General features: G+C 65.5%; 22 protein-coding genes and 1 tRNA gene. 6 read left to right on the plus strand and 17 right to left on the minus strand.

Annotated elements, in window-relative coordinates:
- The first annotated feature begins 9 nt into the window (after window positions 1-9).
- Together argA and A9975_RS24040 are read left to right on the plus strand one after the other, a co-directional pair.
- A complete protein-coding gene (gene argA / locus A9975_RS24035; RefSeq protein WP_174423289.1) occupies window positions 10-1,446 on the plus strand; it encodes an amino-acid N-acetyltransferase in 1,437 nt (478 codons plus the stop codon).
- Between the two features lie 110 nt (window positions 1,447-1,556).
- A complete protein-coding gene (locus A9975_RS24040; RefSeq protein WP_043347409.1) occupies window positions 1,557-1,832 on the plus strand; it encodes an oxidative damage protection protein in 276 nt (91 codons plus the stop codon).
- A 100-nt stretch (window positions 1,833-1,932) separates the two neighbouring features.
- On the opposite strand, the gene rpiA is transcribed toward A9975_RS24040, so the two are convergent.
- Window positions 1,933-2,619 carry a ribose-5-phosphate isomerase RpiA gene (gene rpiA / locus A9975_RS24045; protein ID WP_043347413.1) on the minus strand — a complete coding sequence of 229 codons (687 nt, stop codon included), beginning with the start codon at window positions 2,617-2,619 and terminating at the stop codon, window positions 1,933-1,935.
- Between the two features lie 174 nt (window positions 2,620-2,793).
- Between rpiA and tal the strand changes: the two genes are divergently transcribed.
- The gene (gene tal / locus A9975_RS24050) at window positions 2,794-3,732 is read left to right on the plus strand and encodes a transaldolase (RefSeq protein ID WP_183034997.1); all 939 of its coding nucleotides are present in this window, start codon (window positions 2,794-2,796) and stop codon (window positions 3,730-3,732) included.
- A 61-nt stretch (window positions 3,733-3,793) separates the two neighbouring features.
- Here tal and A9975_RS24055 read toward each other — a convergent pair whose 3' ends face one another.
- From A9975_RS24055 to rnr, 3 genes are all read right to left on the minus strand, one after another.
- Window positions 3,794-4,552 (minus strand): NAD-dependent deacylase, encoded by a 759-nt coding sequence (locus A9975_RS24055; RefSeq protein WP_183034998.1) that lies wholly within the window; start codon window positions 4,550-4,552, stop codon window positions 3,794-3,796.
- Between the two features lie 17 nt (window positions 4,553-4,569).
- Window positions 4,570-5,313: a 23S rRNA (guanosine(2251)-2'-O)-methyltransferase RlmB gene (gene rlmB, locus A9975_RS24060; RefSeq protein ID WP_043352050.1), complete on the minus strand. Its 744-nt coding sequence runs from the start codon at window positions 5,311-5,313 to the stop codon at window positions 4,570-4,572.
- Window positions 5,314-5,401: 88 nt separating this feature from the next.
- On the minus strand, window positions 5,402-7,993 hold the full coding sequence (gene rnr, locus A9975_RS24065; protein WP_183034999.1) for a ribonuclease R: 2,592 nt from the start codon (window positions 7,991-7,993) through the stop codon (window positions 5,402-5,404).
- A 69-nt stretch (window positions 7,994-8,062) separates the two neighbouring features.
- Between rnr and A9975_RS24070 the strand changes: the two genes are divergently transcribed.
- The 3 genes from A9975_RS24070 to A9975_RS24080 all read left to right on the plus strand — a co-directional run bounded on the left by A9975_RS24070 (window position 8,063) and on the right by A9975_RS24080 (window position 9,732).
- Window positions 8,063-8,149, plus strand: a tRNA-Leu gene (locus A9975_RS24070).
- 466 nt (window positions 8,150-8,615) lie between these two features.
- Window positions 8,616-9,050, plus strand: coding sequence for an Rrf2 family transcriptional regulator (locus tag A9975_RS24075; RefSeq protein WP_043347423.1), 435 nt, complete (start codon window positions 8,616-8,618; stop codon window positions 9,048-9,050).
- A gap of 70 nt (window positions 9,051-9,120) precedes the next feature.
- The gene (locus A9975_RS24080) at window positions 9,121-9,732 is read left to right on the plus strand and encodes an NAD(P)-dependent oxidoreductase (protein WP_183035000.1); all 612 of its coding nucleotides are present in this window, start codon (window positions 9,121-9,123) and stop codon (window positions 9,730-9,732) included.
- Between the two features lie 66 nt (window positions 9,733-9,798).
- On the opposite strand, the gene oxlT is transcribed toward A9975_RS24080, so the two are convergent.
- The 13 genes from oxlT to A9975_RS24145 all read right to left on the minus strand — a co-directional run bounded on the left by oxlT (window position 9,799) and on the right by A9975_RS24145 (window position 25,279).
- Complete coding sequence (gene oxlT / locus A9975_RS24085; protein WP_370565381.1) at window positions 9,799-11,088, minus strand: oxalate/formate MFS antiporter; 1,290 nt, start codon at window positions 11,086-11,088, stop codon at window positions 9,799-9,801.
- Window positions 11,089-11,246: 158 nt separating this feature from the next.
- Window positions 11,247-12,812 (minus strand): gamma-glutamyltransferase family protein, encoded by a 1,566-nt coding sequence (locus A9975_RS24090; RefSeq protein WP_183035099.1) that lies wholly within the window; start codon window positions 12,810-12,812, stop codon window positions 11,247-11,249.
- A 197-nt stretch (window positions 12,813-13,009) separates the two neighbouring features.
- Window positions 13,010-13,777: a GntR family transcriptional regulator gene (locus tag A9975_RS24095; RefSeq protein WP_183035001.1), complete on the minus strand. Its 768-nt coding sequence runs from the start codon at window positions 13,775-13,777 to the stop codon at window positions 13,010-13,012.
- 19 nt (window positions 13,778-13,796) lie between these two features.
- Window positions 13,797-14,357 (minus strand): phosphoribosyltransferase, encoded by a 561-nt coding sequence (locus A9975_RS24100; protein WP_043347431.1) that lies wholly within the window; start codon window positions 14,355-14,357, stop codon window positions 13,797-13,799.
- A 153-nt stretch (window positions 14,358-14,510) separates the two neighbouring features.
- The gene (locus A9975_RS24105; RefSeq protein ID WP_174423299.1) at window positions 14,511-15,851 is read right to left on the minus strand and encodes an adenylosuccinate synthase; all 1,341 of its coding nucleotides are present in this window, start codon (window positions 15,849-15,851) and stop codon (window positions 14,511-14,513) included.
- Between the two features lie 114 nt (window positions 15,852-15,965).
- On the minus strand, window positions 15,966-17,129 hold the full coding sequence (locus tag A9975_RS24110; RefSeq protein WP_183035002.1) for an ATP phosphoribosyltransferase regulatory subunit: 1,164 nt from the start codon (window positions 17,127-17,129) through the stop codon (window positions 15,966-15,968).
- Window positions 17,130-17,364: 235 nt separating this feature from the next.
- Complete coding sequence (hflC, locus tag A9975_RS24115; protein WP_150992386.1) at window positions 17,365-18,273, minus strand: protease modulator HflC; 909 nt, start codon at window positions 18,271-18,273, stop codon at window positions 17,365-17,367.
- Window positions 18,274-18,284: 11 nt separating this feature from the next.
- Window positions 18,285-19,691, minus strand: coding sequence for an FtsH protease activity modulator HflK (gene hflK, locus A9975_RS24120; RefSeq protein ID WP_174423301.1), 1,407 nt, complete (start codon window positions 19,689-19,691; stop codon window positions 18,285-18,287).
- 104 nt (window positions 19,692-19,795) lie between these two features.
- Window positions 19,796-21,043 carry a GTPase HflX gene (hflX, locus tag A9975_RS24125; RefSeq protein WP_183035003.1) on the minus strand — a complete coding sequence of 416 codons (1,248 nt, stop codon included), beginning with the start codon at window positions 21,041-21,043 and terminating at the stop codon, window positions 19,796-19,798.
- A 295-nt stretch (window positions 21,044-21,338) separates the two neighbouring features.
- Window positions 21,339-21,578 (minus strand): RNA chaperone Hfq, encoded by a 240-nt coding sequence (hfq, locus tag A9975_RS24130; RefSeq protein ID WP_006157757.1) that lies wholly within the window; start codon window positions 21,576-21,578, stop codon window positions 21,339-21,341.
- Window positions 21,579-21,785: 207 nt separating this feature from the next.
- On the minus strand, window positions 21,786-23,129 hold the full coding sequence (gene der, locus A9975_RS24135) for a ribosome biogenesis GTPase Der (RefSeq protein WP_043347450.1): 1,344 nt from the start codon (window positions 23,127-23,129) through the stop codon (window positions 21,786-21,788).
- 225 nt (window positions 23,130-23,354) lie between these two features.
- Window positions 23,355-24,542 carry an outer membrane protein assembly factor BamB gene (gene bamB, locus A9975_RS24140; RefSeq protein WP_183035004.1) on the minus strand — a complete coding sequence of 396 codons (1,188 nt, stop codon included), beginning with the start codon at window positions 24,540-24,542 and terminating at the stop codon, window positions 23,355-23,357.
- Between the two features lie 104 nt (window positions 24,543-24,646).
- Window positions 24,647-25,279, minus strand: coding sequence for a tetratricopeptide repeat protein (locus A9975_RS24145; protein ID WP_183035005.1), 633 nt, complete (start codon window positions 25,277-25,279; stop codon window positions 24,647-24,649).
- Between the last annotated feature and the right edge of the window lie 71 nt (window positions 25,280-25,350).

Genomic DNA, 25,350 nt, shown 5'->3' on the forward strand with positions numbered 1-25,350 from the left:
ATCCGCGGCATGAATGCAAGAACCGACACGCCAGCCGACGCGCCCGCGCCGTCCGAAATGGACGAGCCCCTGCCCGTCACCGACCCTTCCACGCTGCCCGCGCCCGCTACCGGCGCCGACCCCGTCGAGCGTGGCGCCCCCGACCACCAGCAGTTCGTCGACTGGCTGCGAGCGGTTGCGCCTTATATCCACGCCTTCCGCGGCAAGACCTTCGTGATCGCCTTCGGCGGTGAGCTGGTCAAGGCCAACATCCTCAACGCCCTGGTCAATGACGTGGCCCTGCTGCACGCCATGGGCATGCAGATCGTGCTGGTGCACGGCTCGCGCCCGCAGGTGGAGGAGCAACTGGCGCTGCGCCACGTCGAATCGCAATTCGCCGACGGCGTGCGCGTGACCGACAACGCGGCGCTGGAGTGCGCCAAGGAAGCCGCCGGCGAGCTGCGCCTGGATATCGAGGCCGCTTTCAGCCAAGGCTTGCCTAACACGCCCATGGCTGGCGCCCAGCTGTCGGTGATCTCCGGCAATTTCGTCACCGCCCGCCCGCTTGGCATCGTCGACGGCGTGGATTACCAGCATACCGGGCTGGTGCGCAAGATCGACGGCGAGTCGGTTCGCATGTCGCTGTCGCACGGCAAGATCGTGCTGCTCTCGCCGCTTGGCTTTTCGCCCACCGGCCAGGCCTTCAACCTGTCGATGGAAGACGTGGCCAGCGCCACCGCCATCGCCCTGAAGGCCGACAAGCTGGTATTCATCACCGAAGTCCCCGGCGTGCAGGACCCGGTCGGCAAGCTGATGCCGGAAATGTCGCTGCGCACTGCCATCGAGCGGCTGCAGAACAACCACCTGCCGCCTGATGTCTCCTATTACCTGGAACACCTGGTCAAGGCGCTCAAGGGCGGTGTGCCGCGCGCCCACCTGATTCCCTTCCAGCTGGACGGCTCGGTGCTGCTGGAGCTGTTCCTGCACGACGGCGTCGGCACCATGATCTCCGACACCGACCTGGAAAGCCTGCGCGAAGCCACGCTGGACGACGTCGGCGGCATCCTGCAACTGATCGCCCCGCTGGAGCAGGACGGCACGCTGGTGCCACGCGGGCGCCACCTGATCGAGCGCGACATCGCCAACTTCTCGGTGATCGAGCACGATGGCGTGCTGTTTGGCTGCGCCGCGCTCTACCCCTACCCGCGCGAAGGCATGGCCGAGATGGCCTGCCTGACTGTGTCGTCCGAAGCCCAAGGCACCGGCGACGGCGAGCGCCTGCTCAAGCGCATCGAGCGCCGCGCCCGCAGCCTCGGCCTTGACCGCCTGTTCGTGCTCACCACCCGCACGGAGCACTGGTTCCTCAAGCGCGGCTTTGTCCACGCCACCGTGGACGACCTGCCGGAAGACAAGCGCAAGCTCTACAACTGGCAGCGCAAGTCGATGGTGCTGATGAAGAAGCTGTGACGGCGGTGGGGGTAGCCTGAAGGCCGGCCCCTGCTTCGTTACAATAGCGGCACCGCAACGGCCGGCCACTCGCCGCGCCGGCCACATCACACGACAACAAGGAGTTCCCCATGGCCCGCATGGTTCAATGCGTCAAGCTCAACAAAGAAGCCGAAGGGCTCGACCTGCCGCCGCTGCCAGGCGAACTCGGCAAGAAGATCTGGCAAACCGTGTCGAAGGAAGCCTGGGCTGGCTGGCTCAAGCACCAGACCATGCTGATCAACGAAAACCGCCTGAACATGGCCGACGCCCGCGCTCGCCAGTACCTGCTCAAGCAGACCGAGAAGTACTTCTTCGGCGAAGGCGCGGACCAGGCACAGGGCTACGTGCCGCCGCCGGCTGCCTGATCTGGCTGCGCGCGGCTTGGCGCCGCGCGGTGGAAGACAAAAAGGGTGCCGTTACGGCACCCTTTTTTCATGCAACGATCCTCCAACGGGACCGGCAGATTCAATAATCGCTGCGCTTCACGCCCTCCGGCGTGCCCAGCAACAGTACGTCGGCACCGCGCAGGGCAAACAGCCCAACCGTGACCACGCCCGGCATGTGATTGATGGCTTCTTCCATCGACTTCGGATTGCTGATCTTCAGGCCTGCCACATCCAGGATCACATTGCCGTTGTCGGTCTTGAAGATACCGCCTTCCTTGGTCATGCGCAGGCGCGGCTGGCCGCCAAATGCAGCCAGTTGGCGGGCGACCGCGGCGCGTGCCATCGGAATCACTTCCACCGGCAGGGGAAACGCGCCCATCACATCCACCAGCTTGCTGCCGTCGGCGATGCAGACGAAGCGCTTGGCCACCGAGGCCACGATCTTCTCGCGCGTCAGCGCGCCGCCACCGCCCTTGATCATGGCGCCGCTGGCGTCGATCTCGTCCGCGCCGTCGACGTACACGGGGATCTCGTCGACCTCATTCAGGTCCAAGACCTGGAAGCCGTGCTGCTGCAGGCGGCGCGTGGACGCCTCCGAGCTGGAGACCGCGCCGGAAAAGCGTTCCTTGAACGCCGCCACCGCATCGATAAAGAGGTTGGCCGTGGAGCCCGTGCCCACGCCCAGTACCGCACCCGCCGGCACTACCTCTTTGACATAGTCGGCCGCGGCTTGCGCCACCAGCGCCTTGAGTTCATCCTGTGTCATGACAACAGCCCATCTGCTTTGGGGGAAACCGCATAGTGTACCGGAATGCCGTGGCATCCCCGGCGTGGGCGCGAGCCGACGGTACAATGCCCCGAGGCATGCATCAGCGCGGCGCCCGGGGCCTGCCGTTTTGGTCCTGCGCCATCACCAACCCTTAAAAGCAACTCACTGACCATGAACCAGCTCGATCAGCTCAAGCAGTTCACCACCGTGGTGGCGGACACCGGCGATTTCCAGGTGATGAAGCAGTACACGCCGCAGGACGCCACCACCAATCCTTCCTTGATTCTCAAGGCCGTCCAGAAGGCCGAGTACCGTCCCCTGCTGGAAAAGGCCGTGCGCGGCAATGAAGGCACCGATGCCGTGATGGACGCTCTGCTGATCGCCTTTGGCTGCGAGATCCTGGCCATCGTGCCGGGCCGCGTGTCGACCGAGGTCGACGCCCGCCTGTCCTTCAACACCGAAGCCACACTGGCCAAGGCCCGCCACCTGATCTCGCTGTATGAGCAGCGCGGCGTGGCCCGCGAGCGCGTGCTGATCAAGATCGCCTCCACCTGGGAAGGCATCCGCGCCGCCGAAGTGCTGCAGCGAGAAGGCATCAACTGCAATATGACGCTGCTGTTCTCGCTGGCCCAGGCCGTTGCCTGCGCCGAGGCCGGCGCGCAACTGATCTCGCCCTTCGTTGGCCGCATCCTGGACTGGCACAAGAAGCAAGCCGGTGACAAATGGGACGCCGCCGCCAACGCGGGCGACAACGATCCCGGCGTGCGTTCCGTGCGCCAGATCTACGACTATTACAAGAAGTTCGGCCACCCGACCGAAGTGATGGGTGCCAGCTTCCGCAGCACCGAGCAGATCCTGGCTCTGGCCGGCTGCGATCTGCTCACCATCAGCCCGGACCTGCTGGAGCAGCTGGCCGCCAGCGAAAGCACCGTGGAGCGCAAGCTGTCGGTCGACCAGGCGCAGGCCGGCAATATCGCCCGCATCGAGTGCGGCGAGGCAGCTTTCCGCTGGCAGCTGAATGAAGACGCGATGGCGACGGAAAAGCTGGCCGAGGGGATCCGCGCATTTGCGGCGGATGCGGTCAAGCTGGAGGCGTTGATTACGGCTTGAGAGGGGGTATTTAGAGCGAGAAAACAGACGCCGCCCGGGAATCCAGGCGGCGGGCCGTGATTCAAGCTGGTGTCGCGCTCACACCGTCCCACAGCAAGGGCAAGACCACGCCGGCCGGGCCGCGCAGCACGATGTCGGCGGTCTGATCCAGCGCCGAGGGCTCGGGATTGACCACGATGACGTGCGCGCCATAGTCCTTGGCAGCGCCGGGCAAGCCGGCTGCCGGATAGACCAGCCCGGAGGTGCCCACCACGATGCAGAGATCGCACTGCTCGGCTGCGTGCTCGGCGCGATAGCGGGCCACGCGCGGCAGTTCCTCGCCGAACCACACCACGCCGGGGCGCATCATGGCATTGCAAAGGGAGCAGCGCGGCGGCACGCCCGGCACGGCGGTCGCCGGGTCGCAACGGCCGCAGCCGTCTAGCCACTTGTTGGCGAACAGGTTGCCGTGCAGCTCGATCACATCGCGGCTGCCGGCGCGCTGGTGCAAGCCATCCACGTTTTGCGTGACCAGGGTGACGGCCTTCTGCGCGGCGAGCGCCACCAGGGCCATATGCGCCGGGTTGGGATCGGTGGCCGCCACCAGCTCGCGCCGGTGCAGGTACCACTCCCAGACCAGCGCGGGCTGGCGCCGGTAGGCGTCTTCCTGTGCCAGCTCCTCGGGATTGAAGCGCGACCAAAGGCCGGTCATGGCGTCGCGGAACGTGGGCACGCCGGACTCGGCCGATACGCCCGCGCCGGTGAGCACCATGATGTTGGTGGCTTCGCCGATCAGGCGGCGCGATGCCGCGAGCGCCTGTGCGTCGATGTTCGCCGTCATGGATGCTGCCCCAGCGCTCAGCGCTTGAGGCGGCGCTGGCGCACCGCCTCATACAGGCACACGCCGCTGGCCACGGAAACGTTCAGGCTTTCCACGCCGCCGGCCATCGGGATGCTGACCAGCTCGTCACAGGTTTCGCGGGTGAGGCGGCGCATGCCCTCGCCTTCGGCGCCCATCACCAGGGCAACCGGCCCCTTGAAATCGACGTCATAGAGCGTCTTTTCCGTGCCGTCGTCCGTGCCGATCACCCAGATGCCGCGTTCCTGCAACTCGCGCAGCGTGCGCGCCAGGTTGGTGACAGTGATGTAGGGGACGGTTTCCGCCGCGCCGCTGGCCACCTTGGCCACCGTGGTGTTCAAACCCACGCTGCGGTCCTTCGGAGCGATCACGGCGTGCGCGCCGGCGCCATCGGCCACGCGCAGGCAAGCGCCCAGGTTGTGCGGATCGGTGACGCCGTCGAGCACCAGCAGCAAGGGCGTGCCTTCGATGCCGTCGAGCAGTTCGTCAAGATTGAGGGCCAGCGCCACATCTTCGGCGCGGGCGACCACGCCCTGGTGGCGGTCGGTGCCGGCCATGCCGCGCAGGCGCTCGGCATCCACCGGGTGCAGGCGGACTTTGAGGCTTTCGGCAAGGCGGATGAAGTCCTGCATGCGGCGGTCACGCCGCGCGGATTCTACGTAGACATCGGTGACGCCAGCGGCGTCCTGGCGCAGGCGCGCGGTGACGGCGTGAAAGCCGATCAGGAGTTTTTGTTTAGCCATGGCGAGATTGTACATTCCCGCCGGGGCTTGCCCCGCGTCCGCAGCCATGGCGCCGGAACCGGGCAAGCCGGCGCCGGCGCCATGGCCGTCAGGTGCGCTTGCGCGAAGCGCGGCTGCTCTTGCCGGCCGGCTTGGCGCCGCCCTTGTGCGTCGAGCCCAGATGCTGCGGCTTGGGCTTGGCGGCGCGCTTGGCCGGCTTGCCGCCGGCCTTGGCGCCCTGCCCCACGTGCGGCTTGACCGGCGTCATGACAGCTTCGAACACCGGCTGCTCTTCGATCACGCGGTCCAGCGTTTCGTCGAACGACTCTTCCGGCTTGGAGCTGCCACCCAGCAGCGCGGCCAGCTGACGACCCTTCTTGCGCGCGGGCACGGCATGCGCGGCAGGCACGCGCGGCGCGGCATCGGCGGTCGGGGCGCGGCCACGCAGGTTCTTGGCTGAGGGCTCCTGCACCAGGCGGAAGTCGATCTTGCGCGCATCGAGGTCCACGCGCGAAACCTGCACGCGAACGCGGTCGGTGAGGCGGTAGCGGATGCCGGTACGCTCGCCGCGCAGTTCATTGCGCGCTTCGTCGTACTGGAAGTAATCGCTGCCCAGCTCGGTGACATGGACCAGGCCTTCGACATAGAGCTCGTCGAGCTGCACGAAGATGCCAAACGAGGTGACCGAGCTGATGGTGCCCGAATACTCGCTGCCAAGCTTGTCGCGCATGAAGTAGCACTTGAGCCAGGCTTCCACATCACGCGAGGCTTCATCGGCGCGGCGCTCGTTGGCTGAGCAGTGCAGACCGAGCTCGTCCCAGATGGCTTCGTTGCGCTGGGCGCGCGCGGCGCTGCGCTCTGCCTTCTCGGCGGCGTCCTTGGCTTGCATGCGGCGAGCCTTGGGCGCGATCGCGGTGTTCAGCGCGGTGCCCGGCGCAAATGCCGGCCGGTACTTGGTATGGGCCAGCACGGCCTTGATGGCACGGTGCGTGAGCAAGTCCGGGTAACGGCGGATCGGGCTGGTGAAGTGGGCGTAAGCCTCATACGACAAGCCGAAGTGGCCGATGTTGTCCGGGCTGTAGACCGCCTGCTGCATCGAGCGCAGCAACATGGTCTGCAACATCGGCGCGTCGGGACGGCTCTTGATCTTGTCCATCACGTCGGCGTAGTCGCCCGCCTGCGGCTTGTCGCCACCGGCCAGCGAAAGCCCGACGGTGCGCAGGAACTCGCGCAGGTTCTTCAGCTTTTCCTCGCTCGGGCCGGCATGGATCCGGTACAGCGTGGGATGCTTGAAGCGTTCGAGAAAGTCGGCGGCGCACACGTTGGCGGCCAGCATGCATTCCTCGATCAGGCGGTGGGCGTCGTTGCGGGTACGCGGCAGGATCTGCTCGATCTTGCCCTGCGCATTGCAGACGATATAGGTCTCGGTGGTATCGAAGTCGATCGCGCCACGCTCGCGCCGCGCCTTGAGCAGGACCTGGAACAATTCGTACAGGTTCTGCAGGTGCGGCACCAGGTCGGCACGCTTGTGCGCCTCCGGGCCCTTGGTGTTGGACAACACCGACCAGACCTCGTTATAGGTCAGGCGCGCCGCCGAATGCATCACGGCGGGATAGAACTGATAGCCCTTGAGCTCGCCCTTGGCGGTGATCACCGCATCGCACACCATGCACAGGCGGTCGACTTGCGGGTTCAGCGAGCACAGTCCGTTGGAGAGCTTTTCCGGCAGCATCGGGATGACGCGGCGCGGGAAGTACACCGAGGTGGCGCGATCCAGCGCATCGGCGTCGAGCGCCGTGCCGGGGCGCACGTAGTGCGACACATCGGCAATTGCCACCACCAGGCGCCAGCCCTTCGAGCGGCCGATCTTGACGGGTTCGCAGTAGACAGCGTCGTCGAAGTCGCGCGCGTCTTCGCCGTCGATCGTCACCAGCGGCACGTCGCGCAGGTCGATGCGGTGCTCCAGGTCGGACTCGCGCACCTCGTCGGGCAGGCCGGCGGCTTCTTTGGCGCAGGCATCCGAGAATTCATGCGGCACGCCGTACTTGCGCACGGCGATTTCGATTTCCATGCCGGGGTCGTCGAAGTCGCCCAGCACTTCCACCACACGGCCCACGGGCTGCACGTAGCGATCGGGGTAGTCGATGATCTCGACGCTGACCACCTGGCCGACTTGCGCCTTGCCTTGCGATTTCGGCGGGATCAGGATGTCCTGGCTGATGCGCTTGTCTTCGGGCGCCACCACCAGCACGCCGCCTTCGCTCAGCAGGCGGCCGATCACGTAGCGGTTGGCGCGCTCGAGGATCTCGACGATCTGGCCTTCGGGCCGGCCGCGCCGGTCGTAGCCGATCACGCGCACCTGGGCGCGGTCATTGTGCATGGCCTTCTGCAGCTCGCGCTCCGGCAGGAAGATGTCGTCATCGCCATCGTCGCGGATCAGGAAGCCGAAGCCATCGCGGTGGCCCTGCACACGGCCGACCACAAAGTTAGGCTGGTTGGCCAGCTCGTAGCGGCCCTTGCGGTTAAGTTCGATCTGGCCGTCGCGCTCCATGGCGGCGAGGCGTTTCTGGAAGCCGTCGTGTTCTTTGCGCGTGACAGCGAGCGCCTTGGCGATATCGCCGCCCGACAAGGGCGACCCCGACGTCCGCAGGACGCCAAGGATTTCTTCCCGACTAGGGATCGGATAGTTATTCTGATTCAATTTTTTCTAGAATTATTTGACAAACGATTTGCGGTCGCTATAATGAGCGCTTCGGTTGTTTCGACGCCCGCCCAGGTGGCGAAATTGGTAGACGCACTAGGTTCAGGTCCTAGCGGTGGCAACACTGTGGAGGTTCGAGTCCTCTCCTGGGCACCAGATCAAACGGAAAACCCGCAGCGCTTTCGAGCCCTGCGGGTTTTTTATTTTCCGGCGTCTGATCTTGCAACTTGGCACTCCCGATTCGATATTGGCGCGACTGCGCGACTTAACACTTAACAATTGACTAAATACCAGTCGCAGCAACGACCGCTCCGGGGCGTGGAATCCGCTCTTGCCTGTAGAGGCAGAGGCATCCACACGGCCTGGCGCTCACACGAACTGCCAGGGCGCGGCCGGAGCTGCAGCCGACTGCTGCGCTGCGAGTGAGTGTATCAGTTTCAGTGGCGCTCCCGGCATTCTTCCACCATTCTCACGCCGGAATGTCGCGTTTTCCGACGTGTTCAGGCGCAAACCACCCGATTGCTGCAGGCGCATGCCACAGCGGCATGCCTGCGTGGCCCGCCAGTCGCTTGACAACGACGCTCATCTGTAACTAAGATAGTTTCACATTGCCTTACCCACCATGACCACCAGCAGCCGATTCGCCGTTGCCGTCCATATCCTCACCTTGCTGGCCAGCGCCGCGGAGCCCTTGCCGTCGTCGCTGATCGCGGGCAGCGTGGGCACGAACCCGGTCCTGATCCGCCGCCTGGTCAGCCAGTTGGCCGAGGCGGGGCTGGTGAGCACGGTGATGGGGAGCAACGGCGGCGCGTCGCTGGCGCGCGCGGCGGCATCGATCACGTTGCTCGATGTGTTCCGTGCGGTGGAGTCGGCCACGCTGATCGCGCCGCACCACAGCGTGCCCAATCCGGCGTGCATGGTGGGACGGGAAATTACCGGCGCGCTGAAGCACGCTGCGGACCGTGCCCAGGCCGCGATGGATGGTGCGCTGGCCGAGATCACGATTGCCGGCATGCTCGCCGACGTGGAGCGCGCAGCCCGGCAACGCAAGCCGTAAAAATTTTTATCTCGATATGTAACTGAAATAGTTTCATATTGATATTCAACAGCGCAACGAAGGAGTCAACATGAAGATCGCAATCATCGGTGCCACCGGCCGTGTCGGCACCCGCCTCATCGACGAAGCCCTGAGCCGCGGCCACACGGTCACCGCCATCGCACGCCAGGCCGACAAGCTGGCCGCGCGGCCGGGCCTCGCCACGATCAACGCAGATGTCGCGGACACCAAGGCCCTGGCGGCCGCCCTCGCCGGCCAGGACGTGGCAATCAGCACAGTACGTTTCCTGCAGACCACGGCGCAACAGATCACCTCCGCAGTCAAGGCCGCCGGCGTGCCCCGCCTGCTGGTGGTGGGCGGCGCGGGCAGCCTCTATGTGGCACCGGGCGCGCAACTCGTGGACACGCCGCAGTTCCCGGAAGCCTATAAGGCAGAAGCCCTGGCCGGACGCGACTTCCTCAACGCCCTGCGCAACGAGACAGCGATCGACTGGACCTTCCTGTCCCCCGCAGCCCTGTTCGAGCCGGGCGCGCGCACCGGCAAATTCCGCGTGGGCGAGGAGACGCTGCTCTCCGACGCCAGCGGCAAGAGCTGGATCTCGATGGAAGACTATGCCATCGCCATGATCGACGAAGTGGAAAAACCGGCGCACTCGCGCCAGCGCTACACGGTCGCTTACTAAGCAGGAAACGGGCAGCAACGGCGGGGGCCGCGGCAAGCCGCCCTCGCCGTCTTCTGCAGGCCCGGGTCAGCGCCCCGGCCGCGCCAGATAGCCGCGACGCCAGGGCTTGAGCACCGCAATGGCAAGCAACGCGGTCACGATATCCAGCGTGATTGCCACGCCGAACACCGGCATCCAGCTGCCCAGCTTCTCGTGCATCAGCGCCGCCAGCGGGCCGCCGAAGATCGAGCCGATGCCTTGCGAGATATACAGCCAGCCGTAGTTGGTGGTGGCGTAGCGCGTGCCGAAGGTATCGGTCAACGTGGAAGGAAATAGCGAGAAGATTTCGCCCCACCCCAGGAACACCACGCCCGACAGCAACACGAACAGCACCGCGTTCTCCCGTGTGAGCAGCCACAGCGCCATGGCCACGGCCTCCAGCGCGAAGGCGAAGCACATCGTGTTCTCGCGCCCCCAGTGGTCCGACACCCAGCCGAACAACGGCCGCGTGAGGCCGTTGGTAAAGCGGTCAATGGTCAGCGCCAGCGGCAACGCGGCCATACCAAACACCACGGCGCCGGACACACCGAAGTCCTTGGCGAACGAGGCCATCTGCGAGGTGACCATCAGCCCAGAGGTGGACATCATCGTCATCATCGCAAATAGCAGCCAGAACAGCGGCGTGCGCAGCATCTGGCGCGTCGGCACATCAACCACACCGGACGCCGCCACCGCACGCGGGTGGGTGGGCACGAGCTGCGCGCCGGCAGCCGGCGCGCGCAGGCCCTGCGAGGCGATGAAGCCGATCACAGCGAACAGCAGGCCGAACTGCCACAGCGTGGTTTCCAGCCCCTTGCCTGCCAGGGCCGACGCGATCGGGAAGGTGGTGAGGATAGCGCCCATGCCATAGCCGGCAGCCACCAGGCCCACCGCAAAGCCGCGCCGGTCCGGGAACCAGCGCACCATCTGGCCCACTACCCCCACATAGACAATGCCCGTGCCCAGGCCACCCACCACGCCGTAGCTGAGATACAGCATGCCCAGGCTATGCACTTGGGCCGCCAGCACCCAGCTCAGGCCAGACAGGACCGTGCCGAGCGCAATCAGCCGGCGCGGGCCGAAGCGCTCGATCAGCGCGCCCTGGAACGGTGAGAAGAACGTCTGCAACACGATCAGCAGGGAGAAGGTGACCTGTAGCTCGGAGAGCGGCACGCCGAGCTTGGCCGCGAGCGGCTTGGTGAACAAGGTCCACACATACTGCGGACTGGAGATCGCCATCATGCACGCGACACCCAGCGCCAGCTGGATCCAGCGCGTACGCGCCAACGGCAAGGCAGGCGACATGCCGAGTGCCGGATTATCTGCAACAGAACGCATCGAACCACTCCTTGGAAGGGACTTCGAGGAAACCGCAGGCTCTTTGGTGAAGCCTCGGGGAACCAGGCCCGGCGGCGAGCGGCGGCAAACCGGGGACGGCCAGCCCAGACCTGGAGAAAGCCAAGCGTCGCCGCGCCGGCACGCGCACGGTGGCGTGCCTACCAGCTGGCCACCGCGCCGTCGCTGCGCGGATCGAACCCGCCTTCATAGAGCCCGTGCGCATGCAGCACGATGGCGCCGGCATGCCCCATGGTCTCGTCGTAGGGCTTGAGCATTTCCACCTCGTGGCCAAGCACGCGCAGCGCGTCGCACGTGGCCGCGGGAAAGCGCGCTTCGAGCTTGAGGGTGTCGCTGGTCTGGCCCCAGGTCCGCCCCAGCAGCCAGCGCGGCGCGTCAATGGCGGCCTGCGGGTTCATGCCGAAATGCACGATGCGCGAAAACACGGCACTCTGCGATTGCGGCTGGCCGTCGCCGCCCATATTCCCGTAGACCAGCGTGCGTCCATCGGCCAGGCGCGCCAGCGCCGGGTTGAGCGTATGGAACGGCTTGCGCCCCGGCATCAACGGATTACGCGCGGCCGGATCCAGCGAGAAGCTGCAGCCGCGGTTCTGCCAGTTCACGCCCGAAGCCGGCAGCACGATGCCGCTGCCGAACTCGTGATAGATGCTCTGGATAAAACTGACCGCCACGCCATCGCCATCAACCACGCCCATCCACACGGTATCGGCCGGCCCAAGGCCGTTGCCCCACGGCAGCACGGCGTCCGGGCGGATCCGGGAAGCGGCGCCGTCGAGCCAGGGCGGCGCCAGCAGGTCTTGCGGCTCGATTTCCATGTAGGCCGGATCGGTGATATGGCGGTCGCGCACGCCGAATGCCTGCTTGGTGGCCTCCACGCAGGCGTGCACGAAGGGCGCGCCGCAGGGGTCCATGCCGCTATCCAGCAAGCGGTCCAGCTGGCCAAGGATCAGCAGCGAAACCAGGCCCTGGGTCGGCGGCGGCATGTTGTAGATCGTGCCGAACGAATGGGCCAGCGACAGCGGCGTCTTCCACACCGCACGGTGCGCGCGCAGGTCATCGAGCGTCAGCGGGCTGCCCACGTCCGCAAGATCGCGCGCCATGCTTTGCGCGAGTTCGCCCTGGTAGAAATCATCCAGCCCAGCCCACGCCAGTTGCTCCAGCGTGGCTGCCAGGCGGGGTTGCCGGAACCGGCTGCCGGGCGCCGGCACGCCGTTGGCGAGGAAGGTTTCGGCAAAGCCAGTGATATCGGCAAGTTCGCCCCTTTTGGCGGCGACGCATGCGGACTGGCTGTGCGTCACGGGCACGCCGTCGCGCGCGTAGGCAATGGCATCGGCCAGCAGCCGCGACAGCGGCAGGCGCCCGCCGAGCGCCTCGTGCGACCAGGCCCGCGCCGCTCTCCATCCGGAGATCGTGCCGGCCACGGTGTTGGCCGCCATGCCGCCACGGAAAGGAATCGTGCTCAGGCCAGCGTCACGATAGCGTGCAATGCTGGCCGCGCCCGCGGCGGCGCCGCAGGCTTCCAGCCCGCGCGGGGCCTCGCCCGGCCGGGCGATCAGCCAGAAGCTGTCGCCACCGATGCTGTTCATATGGGGATAGGCCACCGCGATGGTGGCTGCCGCGGCGATCATTGCCTCGACGGCATTGCCGCCCTCGCGCAACACGGCCAGCGCGCTCTGCGATGCCAGCGCATGAGGCGCCACGGCCATGCCTCGGCTGCCGCGGATGGGATTCAGGTAATGACTCACGGGACGTCCTGTGATTTATGTATACATAATCTTGCTCACAGGCGTCGTTGCAACATGCGTGCCACGGCGCATGGCCATCACGGGATGCGCAAAGAAAGGCACAAAAAACAATGGCCGCCCTGCGGGCGGCCATTAGCGGCAGGTCATGCAAGCCGGCGTCAGCCGAAGCGCCTGCGCCGCTGCGGTGCGTTGCGCACCGCCTGCTCGGTAGGCGGCACAAGGCTGGTGCGGGCCTGCTCGAGCCGCTCGGTGGTTAGCCTGCTCACCTCGGCACGGCCATCCTCGATATGCGCGGCCAGCAAGGAAACCGCCCGCGGCGCATCGTGCGCGGCCAGGGCATCCAGGATGGCGGCGTGTTCGTCATAGGTGAGCGCGACACGATCGCCGTAGGCGAAATCCATCCGGCGGATGATGCGGATACGGTCGGTGACCTGCTGGTGAACGGAGGCAGCCTCGGGGTTGCCAGCGGCATGCATGAGCGCCATGTGGAAGGCTTCGTCCAATGCGGCCACCGTGTTGCCATCGGTGAGACGCTCGGCGCGCGGCACGCGCCAGATCGCTTCCAGCTTGGCCAGGCCAGCAAGGTCGACTTGCCGCGCGGCAGGTTGCTGACACAGCCGCGTCACCGCGTGGGTCTCCAGTACGGTGCGCAGTTCGTAGAGCGCCTCGAAGCGGCCCAGGTCGAGCGGCACGACTTCCCAGCCATTGCGGAAGTAGCCGCGCACCAGACCGTCGCCCTGCAGGCGCTGCAGGGCCTCGCGCACTGGCGTGCGCGAGATGCCGAGCCGCTCGGCAACGTCGTTCTCGGTGAATCGGTCGCCGGGCAGCAGGCGAAAGGCAAAGATATCGTCGCGCAGGCTGTGATAGGCCGCCTGCGAACGCGATGCTCGCGCGGCAGCACCCTGCGCGCTCGTTTGCTCGCTCATTTGCCCGAGCCGCCCGGGATCAGGCCTGCGAGCTGCCGGCGGCGTGCTTGCCGCGCTTGAGCCAGGCCGCCAGGTTATGCGGACGCAGCGTGTCGTACTCTTCGAACGGCTGGTGAATCCAGGGATTCGTCGGCAGGAAGGTCACGTGGTAGTCCGGCTTGACCTTGGAGCAGGCCTTGTACCACAGCACGGACGAGCGCACTTCCGTCACGGCGGGATAGCGCTCCTGCAGATGGCGGCCCACGCGCTCCAGCGTGACGCCGGAATCCACCAGGTCATCGACCAGCAGGATCTTGCCGGAGAGGTCGCCCTTGGTCATGGTGATGTACTGCGCGATATCGAGGTCGCCCTGCTGTGTGCCCGCTGCCTCGCGGTAGCTGCTGGTGGCCAGGATGGCGAGAGGCACGTCGAAGATACGGGACATCTGGTCGCCGACGCGCAGGCCACCGCGTGCCAGGCACAGGATCTTGTCGAACTTCCAGCCCGACTCGTGGACGTTCAGCGCCAGGCGCGCGATCAGGCTGTGGTAGTCGTCCCACGAGATCCACAGGTTCTCTTCGTCGTTCGATGGCAGGGTCATGATTGTTTTAGCTCTTCGGCTTTAGGCTTGAGGTCTGTCGACCGATAAAGTTTCGGCCCGCTTGCGCGGGCCGATTTGCTCTTGTGCAGCTGCCGTCTTCTAGCGGGCGCGACTTCGTTCAGCCGCGCGGGCACCCTTACGGGCAAGACAGCATCAGGCTACGTACGGGTGACGCAGCAGGATGGTTTCGTCGCGGTCCGGGCCGGTCGAGATCATGTCGATCGGGATGCCGACCACTTCCTCGACGCGCTTCAGGTAGGTGCGAGCCTGTTCCGGCAGCGCATCCCAGGCCTTCACGCCGAAGGTGGATTCATTCCAGCCCGGGAATTCCTCGTACACCGGCACGCAGCGCGCCACGGCATCCGAGCCGCGCGGCAGGATGTCGACGGTCTTGCCGTCCAGCTCGTAGCCCACGCACAGCTTGAGGGTTTCCAGGCCATCCAGCACGTCGAGCTTGGTCATGCAAAGACCCGACACACCGTTGATCTGCACCGAACGCTTGAGCGCGGCGGCATCGAGCCAGCCGGTACGGCGCGGTCGTCCGGTCACCGAACCGAATTCCTTGCCGACGTTGGCCAGGCGCACACCCACCGGGTCCTGGCGCTTGGGATTGTCGTTGTCGTACAGCTCGCTGGGGAACGGGCCTGCGCCCACGCGGGTGCAGTAAGCCTTGGTGATGCCCAGGATGTAGTTCAGGCGGCCCGGGCCAACACCGGCACCGGCGGCGGCCGCACCGGCCACGCAGTTGCTGGAGGTGACGAACGGATAGGTGCCGTGGTCGACGTCGAGCAGCGTGCCTTGCGCGCCTTCGAACATCAGGTTGCCGCCGGCAGCGTTGACCGCGTAAAGCTCGGCCGACACATCGGCCACCATCGGGGCCAGGCGCGGCGCGTAGGCCAGCATTTCGTCCAAAGTCTGCTGGAAGTCAACCGCTTCCGCGCCCAGGTACTGGGTCAGCATGAAGTTATGCAGGTCGAGGTTCTCGCGCAGCTTCTCGGCGAAGCACTTGGGATCGAACAGGTCCTGCACGCGCAGCGCACGGCGGGCCACCTTGTCTTCGTAGGCCGGGCCGATGCCGCGGCCGGTGGTGCCGATCTTGTCGGCGCCACGGCGCACTTCACGGGCCTTGTCGATGGCCACGTGGTACGGCAGGATCAGCGTGGTCGCTTCGGAAATGCGCAGGCGGTTCTGCACCTGCAGGCCGGCGGTTTCCAGTTCCTCGATCTCACGGAACAGCGCCTCCGGCGACAGCACGACGCCGTTGCCGATGTAGCAGATCGTGCCTTCACGCATGATGCCCGAGGGGATCAGGCGCAGGATGGTCTTCTTGCCGCCGATGATGAGCGTATGGCCGGCATTGTGGCCGCCCTGGAACCGCACCACGCCCTTTGCATGATCGGTAAGCCAATCGACGATTTTTCCCTTGCCTTCGTCACCCCATTGGGTGCCGATCACGACGACATTGCGTCCCTGGCTTACTGCAGAAGCGGACATGTTGATTTTGGTCAGTGGGTTAAAAACGTATTTTACTCTCGTTGCAGGTCAACTCCCCGATTTTGGGGAGATCGGCCCGCAACGCGGGGGAAGTCCGCGGCCTGGCGCTTGCGCTCAGGCCCCGGCGCTGCGTGGAATCACCTTCCAGCCGCCATCCTGTTGGACCAGTTGGCGGTCGCAGTTGAACTCGTCGAGCTGGTGCGTATGCCCCGGCAGCGATTGGATGACGATCTCGCCGGCGGCGCGCAGCGCGGTAATCGCGGCACGCAAGGCAGGATCCGCATCCCACGGCGCGAAAATGGCAAAAGCACGCACTTCCAGCGGCGAAAGCGAGGCAACTTCGCGCAAGTCCAATGAAAAGCCGGTTGCCGGCCGCGCGCGACCAAAGGCCTCGCCGACCTTGTCATAGCGGCCACCGCGCGCCACGTAGTTGGGCAAGCCAGCCACATAGGCAGTGAACATCACGCCACTGTGATAGTGATAACCGCGCAGGTCGGACAGGTCGATATTGACGCTCGCCCCGCTCACTTCCGCGGCCAGTGCCGCCAGTTCGTCCAACGCACGGCCAATCGCCGGGCTCGCCGGCAGCGTCGCGCGGGCGCGCTCGATCACCTCCACGCCGCCGTACAGCGTCGGCAGCGCCAGCAGCGCATCGCGCTCGGCCTGCGGCATGCCTTCGGTCAGCTCGCGCAGCGCCGACACATCCTTGGTTTCCAGGGCCGCAAACAGCACATCCTCGATCTTGCGGCTGGACGGCAAGCCGTCCAGCAAGGCCTCCAGGATGCCCGCGTGGCAAAGGTCGAGGCGGATCTCGGTCAGGCCGGCAACCTGTAGCGCGGCCAGCATCAGGGCCTGGATTTCCACATCCGCTTCCAGGCCGGCATGGCCGTAGATCTCCGCGCCGACCTGGATCGGCTCGCGGGTTGCGCGAAAGCCGGCCGGGCGAGCGTGCAGCACATTGCCGGCATAGCACAGCCGGGTCACGCCGGAGCGGTTCAGCAAGTGGGCATCGATGCGGGCGACCTGCGGGGTAATGTCGGCGCGCAGGCCCATGGTGCGCCCGGAGAGCTGGTCGACCAGCTTGAGCGTGCGCAGGTCGAGGTCGTGCCCGGTCCCGGTGAGCAGCGATTCCAGGTATTCCAGCATCGGCGGCATGACCAGCTCGTAGCCGTAGGTGCGGAACAAGTCCAGCATGCGGCGGCGCAGTTCTTCGATCTTGCGGGCCTCCGACGGCAGCACGTCGGCGATGTTTTCAGGCAGGAGCCAGTGATTGGACATGGTAAATCTCTTCACTTCACACAGTTGCCGGGGGGCCTTGAGCCGCCCGTTGAAATTCGATCCCGCCGCGCGCTGTGCCGGGAGCGCCAGCCGCAAGCGGGGAGCCAGTCACCTGGCGTGGCGGATGAGACGGCAGCGACGCCCCTCGGGGGCCTCTCTTGCCGCCCCTCCAGCCGGACAAAACCCCGGCAAGCCGGGGTTTTGTCGAAGCGCCTGGCGGACGGAACCGCCTAGCTTAGCGACGGCTCGCCGGAGGCGCTGCCGCCGGCGCCGCTGCGCCGCCCGACGACCGCATATAGCGGAAGAAGTCGGAATTGGGCTCCAGCACCAGCACGTCGCGCTTGTCGCGGAACGTATTGCGGTAAGCCTCCATGCTGCGCCAGAACTGCGCGAACTGGGGATCTCGGCCAAACGATTCGGCGTAGATCTGCGACGCGCGGGCATCGCCCTCGCCCTTGATCTTCTGCGCATCGCGGTAGGCCTCCGCCAGCACGACTTCGCGCTGACGATCGGCATCGGCGCGGATCTTCTCGCCCTCGGCCGCGCCGGTGGAGCGCAGCTCGTTGGCCACGCGCTTGCGCTCGGCTTCCATGCGGCGATACACCGATTCGCTGATTGCGGGCAGCAAGTCGACACGCTTGAGGCGCACGTCGATGATCTCGACGCCAACGGACTGCGCGTAGTCAGCCATCGCGGAGCGGATATTCTGCATCACCTTCTCGCGCTCGCCGGCCACCAGCTCCGCCACCGTGCGCTTGCCGAATTCCTCGCGGGCAACGGAGTCGATACGCTGGGTCATACGGTCCTGCGCGCCGCGGATGTTGCCATTGAAGGCCACGTAGAACTTGCGCGGATCGGTGATGCGCCATTTGACGAACCAGTCCACCACCATGCTCTTCTTCTCGGCCGTGAGAAAGCGCTCCGAAGCGGCCACGTCGATCGTCAGCAGGCGGCGATCCATGAAAATCACGTTCTGCAGCGGCGGCGGCAACTTGAAGTGCAGGCCCGGCTCGTTCACCACCTGCTTGATCTGGCCAAAGGCGAACACCACGGCGTACTGACGCTGGTCCACCACGAACACCATCGAGGAGCCGATCGCCAGCGCGATGAAGAGGCCGATTACTACGGAAATCAGTCGGTTCATGTCGGGTCTCCTCAGCGCGAATCGCGGTCACGGTTGCGCAACAGCTCGCGCGACCGGTTATCGCCGCTGGCATCGGGCGCGGGAGACGTGCCGCTGCCTGCGGCAGGGGCCTGCGCGGTGCCGGAAGCCGGCGCGCGCGCATCCACCGCCGATTGCGACATCAGCTTGTCCAGCGGCAGGTAGAGGAGATTGTTGCCCTGGCGTGAATCCACCAGCACCTTGGTCGAATTGGTATAGATCTGCTGCATGGTCTCGATATAGATGCGATCACGCGTCACCTGCGGGGCCTTGGCATACTCGGCCTGGACCTGGCGGAAACGCGAGGCATCGCCTTCGGCCTGGGCGGTCACTCGCGCCTTGTAGGCTTCGGCTTCTTCATTCAGGCGCGCGGCGGTACCCTTGGCGCGCGGAATCACGTCATTGGCGTAGGCCTGGCCTTCGCTGATGGCGCGTTCGCGGTCCTGGCTGGCCTTGTTGACGTCGTCAAAGGCTGCCTGGACCTGCTCGGGCGGCTGCACGCTCTGCACGTTGACGGAGATCACGCGGATGCCGGTCTTGTACGCGGTCAGGATCGACTGGATCGACTTGGCCAGGTTCTGGGCAATCTGTTCACGGTTCTCGTAAAGCACCGCGTCCATCTTGTTGCGCCCGACGATCTCGCGCACCGAGGTCTCGGCTGCCTGGGTCACCAGTTCTTCGTCGCCACCACGGTCGGTCTTGTTGTAGAACAGGAATTCGCTCGCGTCCTGGATGTCGTACTGCACCGTGAAGCGGACGTCGATGATGTTCTCGTCCTGCGTCAGCATCGACGCGTCCTTCAGGTTGCTGTCCTTGATCGAGGTGGAACGGCCCACTTCAACCGAGCGCACGCCCGACAGGTTGACGATTTCGGCGGACTGGATCGGGTACGGCAGGCGCCAGTTGATACCCGGACCCGTCGTGTACTTGAACTTGCCGAACTGGAGGATGACGGCGGTCTGGCCTTCCTGCACCATGAAGAAACCGCTGGCCAGCCAGATGCCGACCGCGGCGATCACCACCACGCCCGCGCCAATCCCCGAGCCTTTGCCCGGCGTGCGCGCACCGCCGCCAAAGCCCTGGTTGCCGCCGCCGCCGTTGTCCTTGCGGCCAAGAAGGCCGTTCAGGCGACGGTTGAAATCGCGCCAGAGCTCGTCGAGGTCGGGCGGACCATCCTGGGGCGGACGCTGGTTTTGCTGGCGATTGTTGTCGCGGCTATCCTTGTCCTTGTCTTTGTCCTCGTCATCCGGGCCGCCCCTACCCCAACGGGGATCGTTCAAAGACAGGATCGCGCGCAAACGCTGCCAGGCCGTTCGCGACGGTGCATGGCCGCCGTTGCGGCCACCTGCGCGGCTGCCAAAGGCATGGCTCGATTCAGAATTCCGGGGAAACAGGGGCATGAAGTGCACGGGTCCGGGATAGTTGGAACAAGGGGATTCTAACAGTCATCGACGCCACTTTTACCCATTTGGGGCAATCTGGATCCGATTTCCGTCGAACTGGCTCACTGCGTGTCGGGTTCTTCCGGATCCACCCGGGTGTCATCGCCGTCAAAATCGCTGTCGAGATCGTCGTCCGGGTAAGGCTGCGCATCCGCGAGGCGCGGATCAAGCGGGGGGCGCTCCGGCGGGCGCTCGGCCAGCCAGCGCGCCACCTCCACCAGCGCCTCGCGCAAGGCATCCAGGCCAATACCGTCGCGCGCGCTGACGAACACGCGGGTCGGCACACCCTCCTCGTTGCGCTCCACGCGGGGGCCCTGCTCGAGCAATTCCGGCGACGCGTCGATCTTGTTCATCACCACGATCTGCGGGATGTCGTCGGCATTGATTTCGGCCAGCACACGGTTGACCTGCTCGACCTGCTCATGGCGCACCGGGCTGGAGGCATCGACCACATGCAGCAGCAGGTCCGCGTGCACGGTCTCCTCCAGCGTGGCGCGGAACGCGGCCACCAGCTGGGTCGGCAGGTCGCGGATGAAGCCCACGGTATCCGACAGCACCACGTTGCCCACGCCTTCCAGGTACAGCCGGCGCGAAGTGGTATCCAGCGTGGCAAACAGCTGGTCGGCAGCGTAGGCCCGAGCCTTGGTGAGGGCGTTGAACAGCGTCGACTTGCCAGCGTTGGTATAGCCGACCAGCGAGATGCTCAAGGTGTCGTTGCGCGCGCGCGCGCGCCGCTGGGTGCTGTGCTGACGCTGCAGCCGCGTCAGGTCAGCTTTCAGCCGCTTGGCGCGCTCGTCCAGCAGGCGGCGGTCGAGCTCGAGCTGGCGCTCGCCCGGGCCGCCACGCATGCCAATGCCCCCCTTCTGCCGCTCCAGGTGGCTCCAGGCGCGGACCAGCCGCGAGGCCTGGTACTGGACCTGAGCGAGCTCGACCTGAACCTTGCCGACGTGGCTCTGCGCCCGCTGGCCGAAGATATCCAGGATCAGTCCGGTACGGTCGATGACATGGCGCTGCAGGAAGCGCTCGAGGTTGCGTTGCTGGGCGGGGCTGAGCGAGTGGTTGAACACCACCACGTCGGCATCGAGCGCATCGGCGGCCTCCTTCAGTTCCTCCGCCTTGCCGGAACCGATGAACAGCGCCGGGTCGGGACGGGACCTGCGTCCGGTCAGCGTGTGCACCGGCGTGGAACCCGCGGTCGACGTCAGCAACGCCAGCTCGCTCAGGCTTTCCTGGAAATCATGCTTGCCGAAATCGACACCAACGAGGATGGCGCGGGAAGACTCGGAATTGGAAGTGGCTCTAGATTGCAAACGGGAGGATCGCGAAACGCGAGAAAGGAAAACGGGTTGGAAGCTACTGGGAGGCAGCGGCTGGCGCCGTTAGGCAGGAGCCCTGGCCTGGGGAGACGCTTGAAGCGGGAGCGCTGTCCGTGGCGGAATGCACCAGGGTGAAGCATGTCCGTGCCCGTGGCCACTTTGCAGCCAGGATGGGCTGGCGTCTTTTGGTGTCGCGCCGGAGCATCTGGCCCCTGCGCGACACCGGCACTGGCGGCCGTGTCGTGGTACGACTGGCCCGCCGGAAAACTGCGGTGCTATCCGCGGATGATCAGCCTTCAGCCGTTTCGTCCACGCGGAAATTCACGGCGCGGGCCGGCACGACGGTGGAAATCGCATGCTTGTAGACCATCTGCGTCACGGTGTTGCGCAACAGGACGACGTACTGGTCGAACGACTCGATATTGCCTTGCAGCTTGATGCCATTCACGAGGTAGATGGAAACCGGTACGTGCTCTTTGCGCAGCGCGTTCAGGAACGGGTCTTGTAGCAATTGCCCTTTGTTGCTCATGGCACACTCCAAATTTATAGATTTAGTGATAGATGATGGGGACGGTAATCCCCGATTCAAGTCAAACGGCGCAAACCGCGCCAAAAAAAGATCAAAACGGTACCAAGCTAGCATCGCCTCGCAGGGAACCCCCTGCTACCGTGAATTTAGCCTCAGTTCCAAACGAACGCAAACGAAACTTGCCCGCCTGGGCTCCCGTCGACTGACTCAATCCTTCGAGTCGGCATATGGGTTTTTGTTCGTTCTAAATTCGATGCGAAGCGGTGTGCCCTTCAGTTTGAAAGCCGAGCGGAAACGGTTTTCGAGATAGCGCCGATAAGTGTCGGCGATGCCGGAAAGCGAATTGCCGTGCACGATGATGATGGGCGGATTGGACCCGCCCTGGTGCGCGTAGCGCAGCTTGGGCCGGGTCGCGCCGACACGCCGCGGCTGCTGGAACTCGACCGCCTCCTGCAGGATCCGCGTGAGCTGCGGCGTGGGCAGCTTGACCATCGCCGCGGCATACGCGTCATCCACCGAGCGCAGCAGCGCGCTGATGCCCGTGCGCTGCTGCGCGGACACAAAGTGGAAGTTGGCGAAGTCCAGGAACTGCAGCTTGCGCTCCAGATCGTGCTTGATACGGTCGCGGCTATGGCCGTCAAGGCCGTCCCACTTGTTGACGCCAACCACCAGCGCCCGCCCGGATTCCACGATGAAGCCGGCGATGTGCGCATCCTGCTCCGACACGTCCTGCTGCGCGTCGAGCAGCAGCACCACGACGTTCGCATCGGCGATCGATTGCAGCGTCTTGACCACCGAGAACTTCTCGATGGCCTCGAACACCTTGCCGCGCTTGCGCAGGCCGGCTGTGTCGATCAGCGTATAGGGCTTGCCGCCGCGCTCGAACTCCACATAGATGGCATCCCGGGTGGTGCCGGGCATGTCGAACGCGATCACGCGTTCTTCGCCGATCAGGGTATTGACCAGCGTGGACTTGCCCACGTTCGGCCGGCCCACGATAGCGATCTTGACGCCGCGCTGGGCGCCCTCGTCTTCCTCGGCAAGTTCCGGGCGCTCTTTCACCGCCAGTTCCAGCGCCTCGTCGACCAGCTCGCGCACGCCGTCGCCGTGGGTCGACGAAATGGCATAGGGGTCGCCCATGCCAAGCTCGTAGAACTCCGACACCACGGTCGTGTACTTCATGCCTTCGGCCTTGTTCACGGCCAGCATGACGCGGCGCCCGGTCTTGCGCAGGTAATCGGCAATCACGCGGTCCTGGGGCGCCAGCCCGAGTCGGCCGTCGACGAGGAAGATCACCACGTCGGCCTCGACCACCGCCTGGCGGGTCTGCTTGGCCATTTCGGCAACGATGCCTTCCTTGGCCACCGGCTCGAAGCCGCCGGTGTCGATGGCGATGAACGGACGTTCACCGATGCGGCCTTCGCCATAGTGGCGATCGCGCGTGAGCCCAGGCAGATCGGCGACAAGCGCGTCGCGCGAACGGGTCATGCGGTTGAATAGCGTCGACTTGCCCACATTGGGACGGCCGACCAGAGCGATAACTGGTTTCATGCAATAAACGGAAATGGGGGCCGGCAGATGCCGCCCCCCAGGAACTCCGGAGTGATATGGGTCCGACGGCCAGGCGTCGCGCGCCTGGCCACTTTTCCTGTCGGGTGGTCAGGTTTGCATTGCAACCCGACCTCGTTCACCTGCACGGCCAGAAGGGCCGCGCTACCGGATTGGCGCCGCCCGTGCCGACAGGTGCACGGACAGTCGCCATGAATGTCGACCGCCTCAGTCCGGCACGAAGCCGTAGAGGTTGCCGTCGCGTGTCTGTACCACTAGCGACGGGCCCGCCACCACCGGCGCAGCGGTAATCTCGCTGCCATCGGTCTTCAGGCGTGCCACGAACTGGCCGTCGTCGCGCGACAAGAAGTGTACATAGCCTTCGTAATCGCCCGCCACCACCGAACGCCCCACCGCCAGCGGCGTGCCGAGACGGCGGTACAGCAGTTGATCGTTCTTCCAGCGTTCCGTGCCGTTCTGGCGGTCAAATGCATGGACCACGGAGCGCTCGTCCCCGGCGTACAGCGAAGTGTCATCCTGCGCGGGGCCGGTCGGCGAAGAGAAATCCTTGCCCCACTGCGGCTGGCCATTGGCCAGCTCAAGACAGGCGATCCGGCCCTGGAACGTGGTCGCGCAGACCTGGCGGCCATTGACCATGGGCTGGCCCGTCACGTCGTTGAGCCGTTCAATCTCGGACACGCCCTTCGGATAGGAAACCGTACTCTCCCAGCGCAGCACGCCGTTGCCCGGAGCCAGCACACCCAGCTTGCCGCCGGGGAAACCCATCACGATGCCGTCGCCGGCAAACGCCATGCCCATCGAGGCGCGCAGGTTGAGCGGGGTCTGCGAACGCTGGTAGATCCAGCGGCGCTCGCCGGTCTGTGCATCCAGGCCAAGCACCCGGGTATCGGTCGTGCGCACGACCACCAGGCCGTTGCCGACCAGCGGCGCGGAGAGAACCTCCCCATTGACCTGCTTCTTCCAGATCTGCTTGCCGCTGGCGTCAAAGGCAAAGACCGCGCCCTTCTCGCCCGCCACCGCCGTCACGGTGCCGTCGCTGCCGGGGCCGGTGGTCAGGTCGATGTCGGTCTTGGCTTCCCACAAGGTGCGTCCCGTGGCGCCATCGAGCGCCAGCACCTTGCCGCCATTGGAAGATGCATAGACGGTGCCGCCGGAGACAGAGGGTTGCAGCGAGTACGGGCCGCTCTTGCCGACGCTGGCCTTCCAGGCCTGGCGCACCGACAACGTCTGGGTGATCGGCTTGAGTTCGACCGGCGTGCGCTTGTCAGCCTTGCTGAACAGCGAGCAGCCGCCCAGGCTGGCGACGCTGGCCGCACAAGCGGCGGCCACCACCAGGCCGCGGACAAATTTGCCGTGTTGCTGGTTCTGGGCCGTGCCGGAAAACAATGACTTCATGAGGTTCCGATCCTGATTTAAGTTGAGGCGCAAGGGTGCGGGCAAGCGGGGCATGCGTGGCATGCAAATCCCGCGGGCCTGTCGGCGAGCCGGGCCAACCGCCTTCAGGCGGTGCCCAGCGCGTCAAGCTTGAACTGAATGATCTGGCGCATGGCAGCGTCATTGGCGCTCAGCTTGTCGAGCGCCTTCTGGTAGGCCAAGCGGGCTTCCGGGCGCTTGTCCTGGGCAGCCAGCAGATCGCCCCGGCGGTCCGCATATAGCGCCACGAACGGTGCCGGCGGCTCGTCCTTGAGCAGTGCCAGGCCCTGGTCGTAGGCCTTCTCGTCAAGCAGCACACCAGCCAGGCGCACGCGCGCCAGGTGAGCATACTCGCCATCGCCATGGTCGATCGCCCATTGCAACTGGGCCTTCGTACCAGCCAGGTCGCCAGCATCGTACAGCACCTTGGCCGATACCAGCGCGGTCATGGGGCCATAGGCGGTCTTGCCGAACTTTTCCTCGAGGTCGCCGGCGGCGCGCTTGATCCGCTCGACATCGCGGCTCTCGGCAGCCTTGGCCACCTGCTCGTACAGCAGCGCCGCTTCTCCGGCCTGCTTGCGTTGCCAGTAGTTCCAGCCACTCCAGGCAGCGAAGGCCAGCAAGCCGGCGATCAAGGCCCAGGTCACGGTATTGCCGTACTGGCGCCACCAGGCCTTGAGGCTCTCAAGCTGTTCCTGTTCTTCTAGATCGTAAGCCATGTCGAGGGATCCACCCGCGTTTGTTTGTATGAAGGACTGCGCTCTTGCAGTCCCTGGTTCCGATACTGCCT

This window comes from Cupriavidus sp. UME77, from assembly GCF_014170355.1.
Classification (GTDB): domain Bacteria; phylum Pseudomonadota; class Gammaproteobacteria; order Burkholderiales; family Burkholderiaceae; genus Cupriavidus; species Cupriavidus basilensis.

Excerpts from the sequence above, each read along its gene's own strand:
- hflK (WP_174423301.1), bottom strand. The coding sequence starts at position 19,691 with ATGCCCCTGTTTCCCCGGAATTCTGAATCGAGCCATGCCTTTGGCAGC.
- A9975_RS24095 (WP_183035001.1), bottom strand. The coding sequence starts at position 13,777 with ATGAGCGAGCAAACGAGCGCGCAGGGTGCTGCCGCGCGAGCATCGCGT.
- A9975_RS24105 (WP_174423299.1), bottom strand. The coding sequence starts at position 15,851 with ATGTCCGCTTCTGCAGTAAGCCAGGGACGCAATGTCGTCGTGATCGGC.
- hflC (WP_150992386.1), bottom strand. The coding sequence starts at position 18,273 with ATGAACCGACTGATTTCCGTAGTAATCGGCCTCTTCATCGCGCTGGCG.
- A9975_RS24145 (WP_183035005.1), bottom strand. The coding sequence starts at position 25,279 with ATGGCTTACGATCTAGAAGAACAGGAACAGCTTGAGAGCCTCAAGGCC.
- der (WP_043347450.1), bottom strand. The coding sequence starts at position 23,129 with ATGAAACCAGTTATCGCTCTGGTCGGCCGTCCCAATGTGGGCAAGTCG.
- A9975_RS24055 (WP_183034998.1), bottom strand. The coding sequence starts at position 4,552 with ATGACGGCGAACATCGACGCACAGGCGCTCGCGGCATCGCGCCGCCTG.
- rlmB (WP_043352050.1), bottom strand. The coding sequence starts at position 5,313 with ATGGCTAAACAAAAACTCCTGATCGGCTTTCACGCCGTCACCGCGCGC.
- bamB (WP_183035004.1), bottom strand. The coding sequence starts at position 24,542 with ATGAAGTCATTGTTTTCCGGCACGGCCCAGAACCAGCAACACGGCAAA.
- argA (WP_174423289.1), top strand. The coding sequence starts at position 10 with ATGAATGCAAGAACCGACACGCCAGCCGACGCGCCCGCGCCGTCCGAA.
- A9975_RS24075 (WP_043347423.1), top strand. The coding sequence starts at position 8,616 with ATGACCACCAGCAGCCGATTCGCCGTTGCCGTCCATATCCTCACCTTG.
- rpiA (WP_043347413.1), bottom strand. The coding sequence starts at position 2,619 with ATGACACAGGATGAACTCAAGGCGCTGGTGGCGCAAGCCGCGGCCGAC.
- A9975_RS24090 (WP_183035099.1), bottom strand. The coding sequence starts at position 12,812 with ATGGCCGTGGCGCCTCATGCGCTGGCATCGCAGAGCGCGCTGGCCGTG.
- A9975_RS24080 (WP_183035000.1), top strand. The coding sequence starts at position 9,121 with ATGAAGATCGCAATCATCGGTGCCACCGGCCGTGTCGGCACCCGCCTC.
- oxlT (WP_370565381.1), bottom strand. The coding sequence starts at position 11,088 with ATGCGTTCTGTTGCAGATAATCCGGCACTCGGCATGTCGCCTGCCTTG.
- A9975_RS24040 (WP_043347409.1), top strand. The coding sequence starts at position 1,557 with ATGGCCCGCATGGTTCAATGCGTCAAGCTCAACAAAGAAGCCGAAGGG.
- A9975_RS24100 (WP_043347431.1), bottom strand. The coding sequence starts at position 14,357 with ATGACCCTGCCATCGAACGACGAAGAGAACCTGTGGATCTCGTGGGAC.
- A9975_RS24110 (WP_183035002.1), bottom strand. The coding sequence starts at position 17,129 with ATGTCCAATCACTGGCTCCTGCCTGAAAACATCGCCGACGTGCTGCCG.
- hfq (WP_006157757.1), bottom strand. The coding sequence starts at position 21,578 with ATGAGCAACAAAGGGCAATTGCTACAAGACCCGTTCCTGAACGCGCTG.
- tal (WP_183034997.1), top strand. The coding sequence starts at position 2,794 with ATGAACCAGCTCGATCAGCTCAAGCAGTTCACCACCGTGGTGGCGGAC.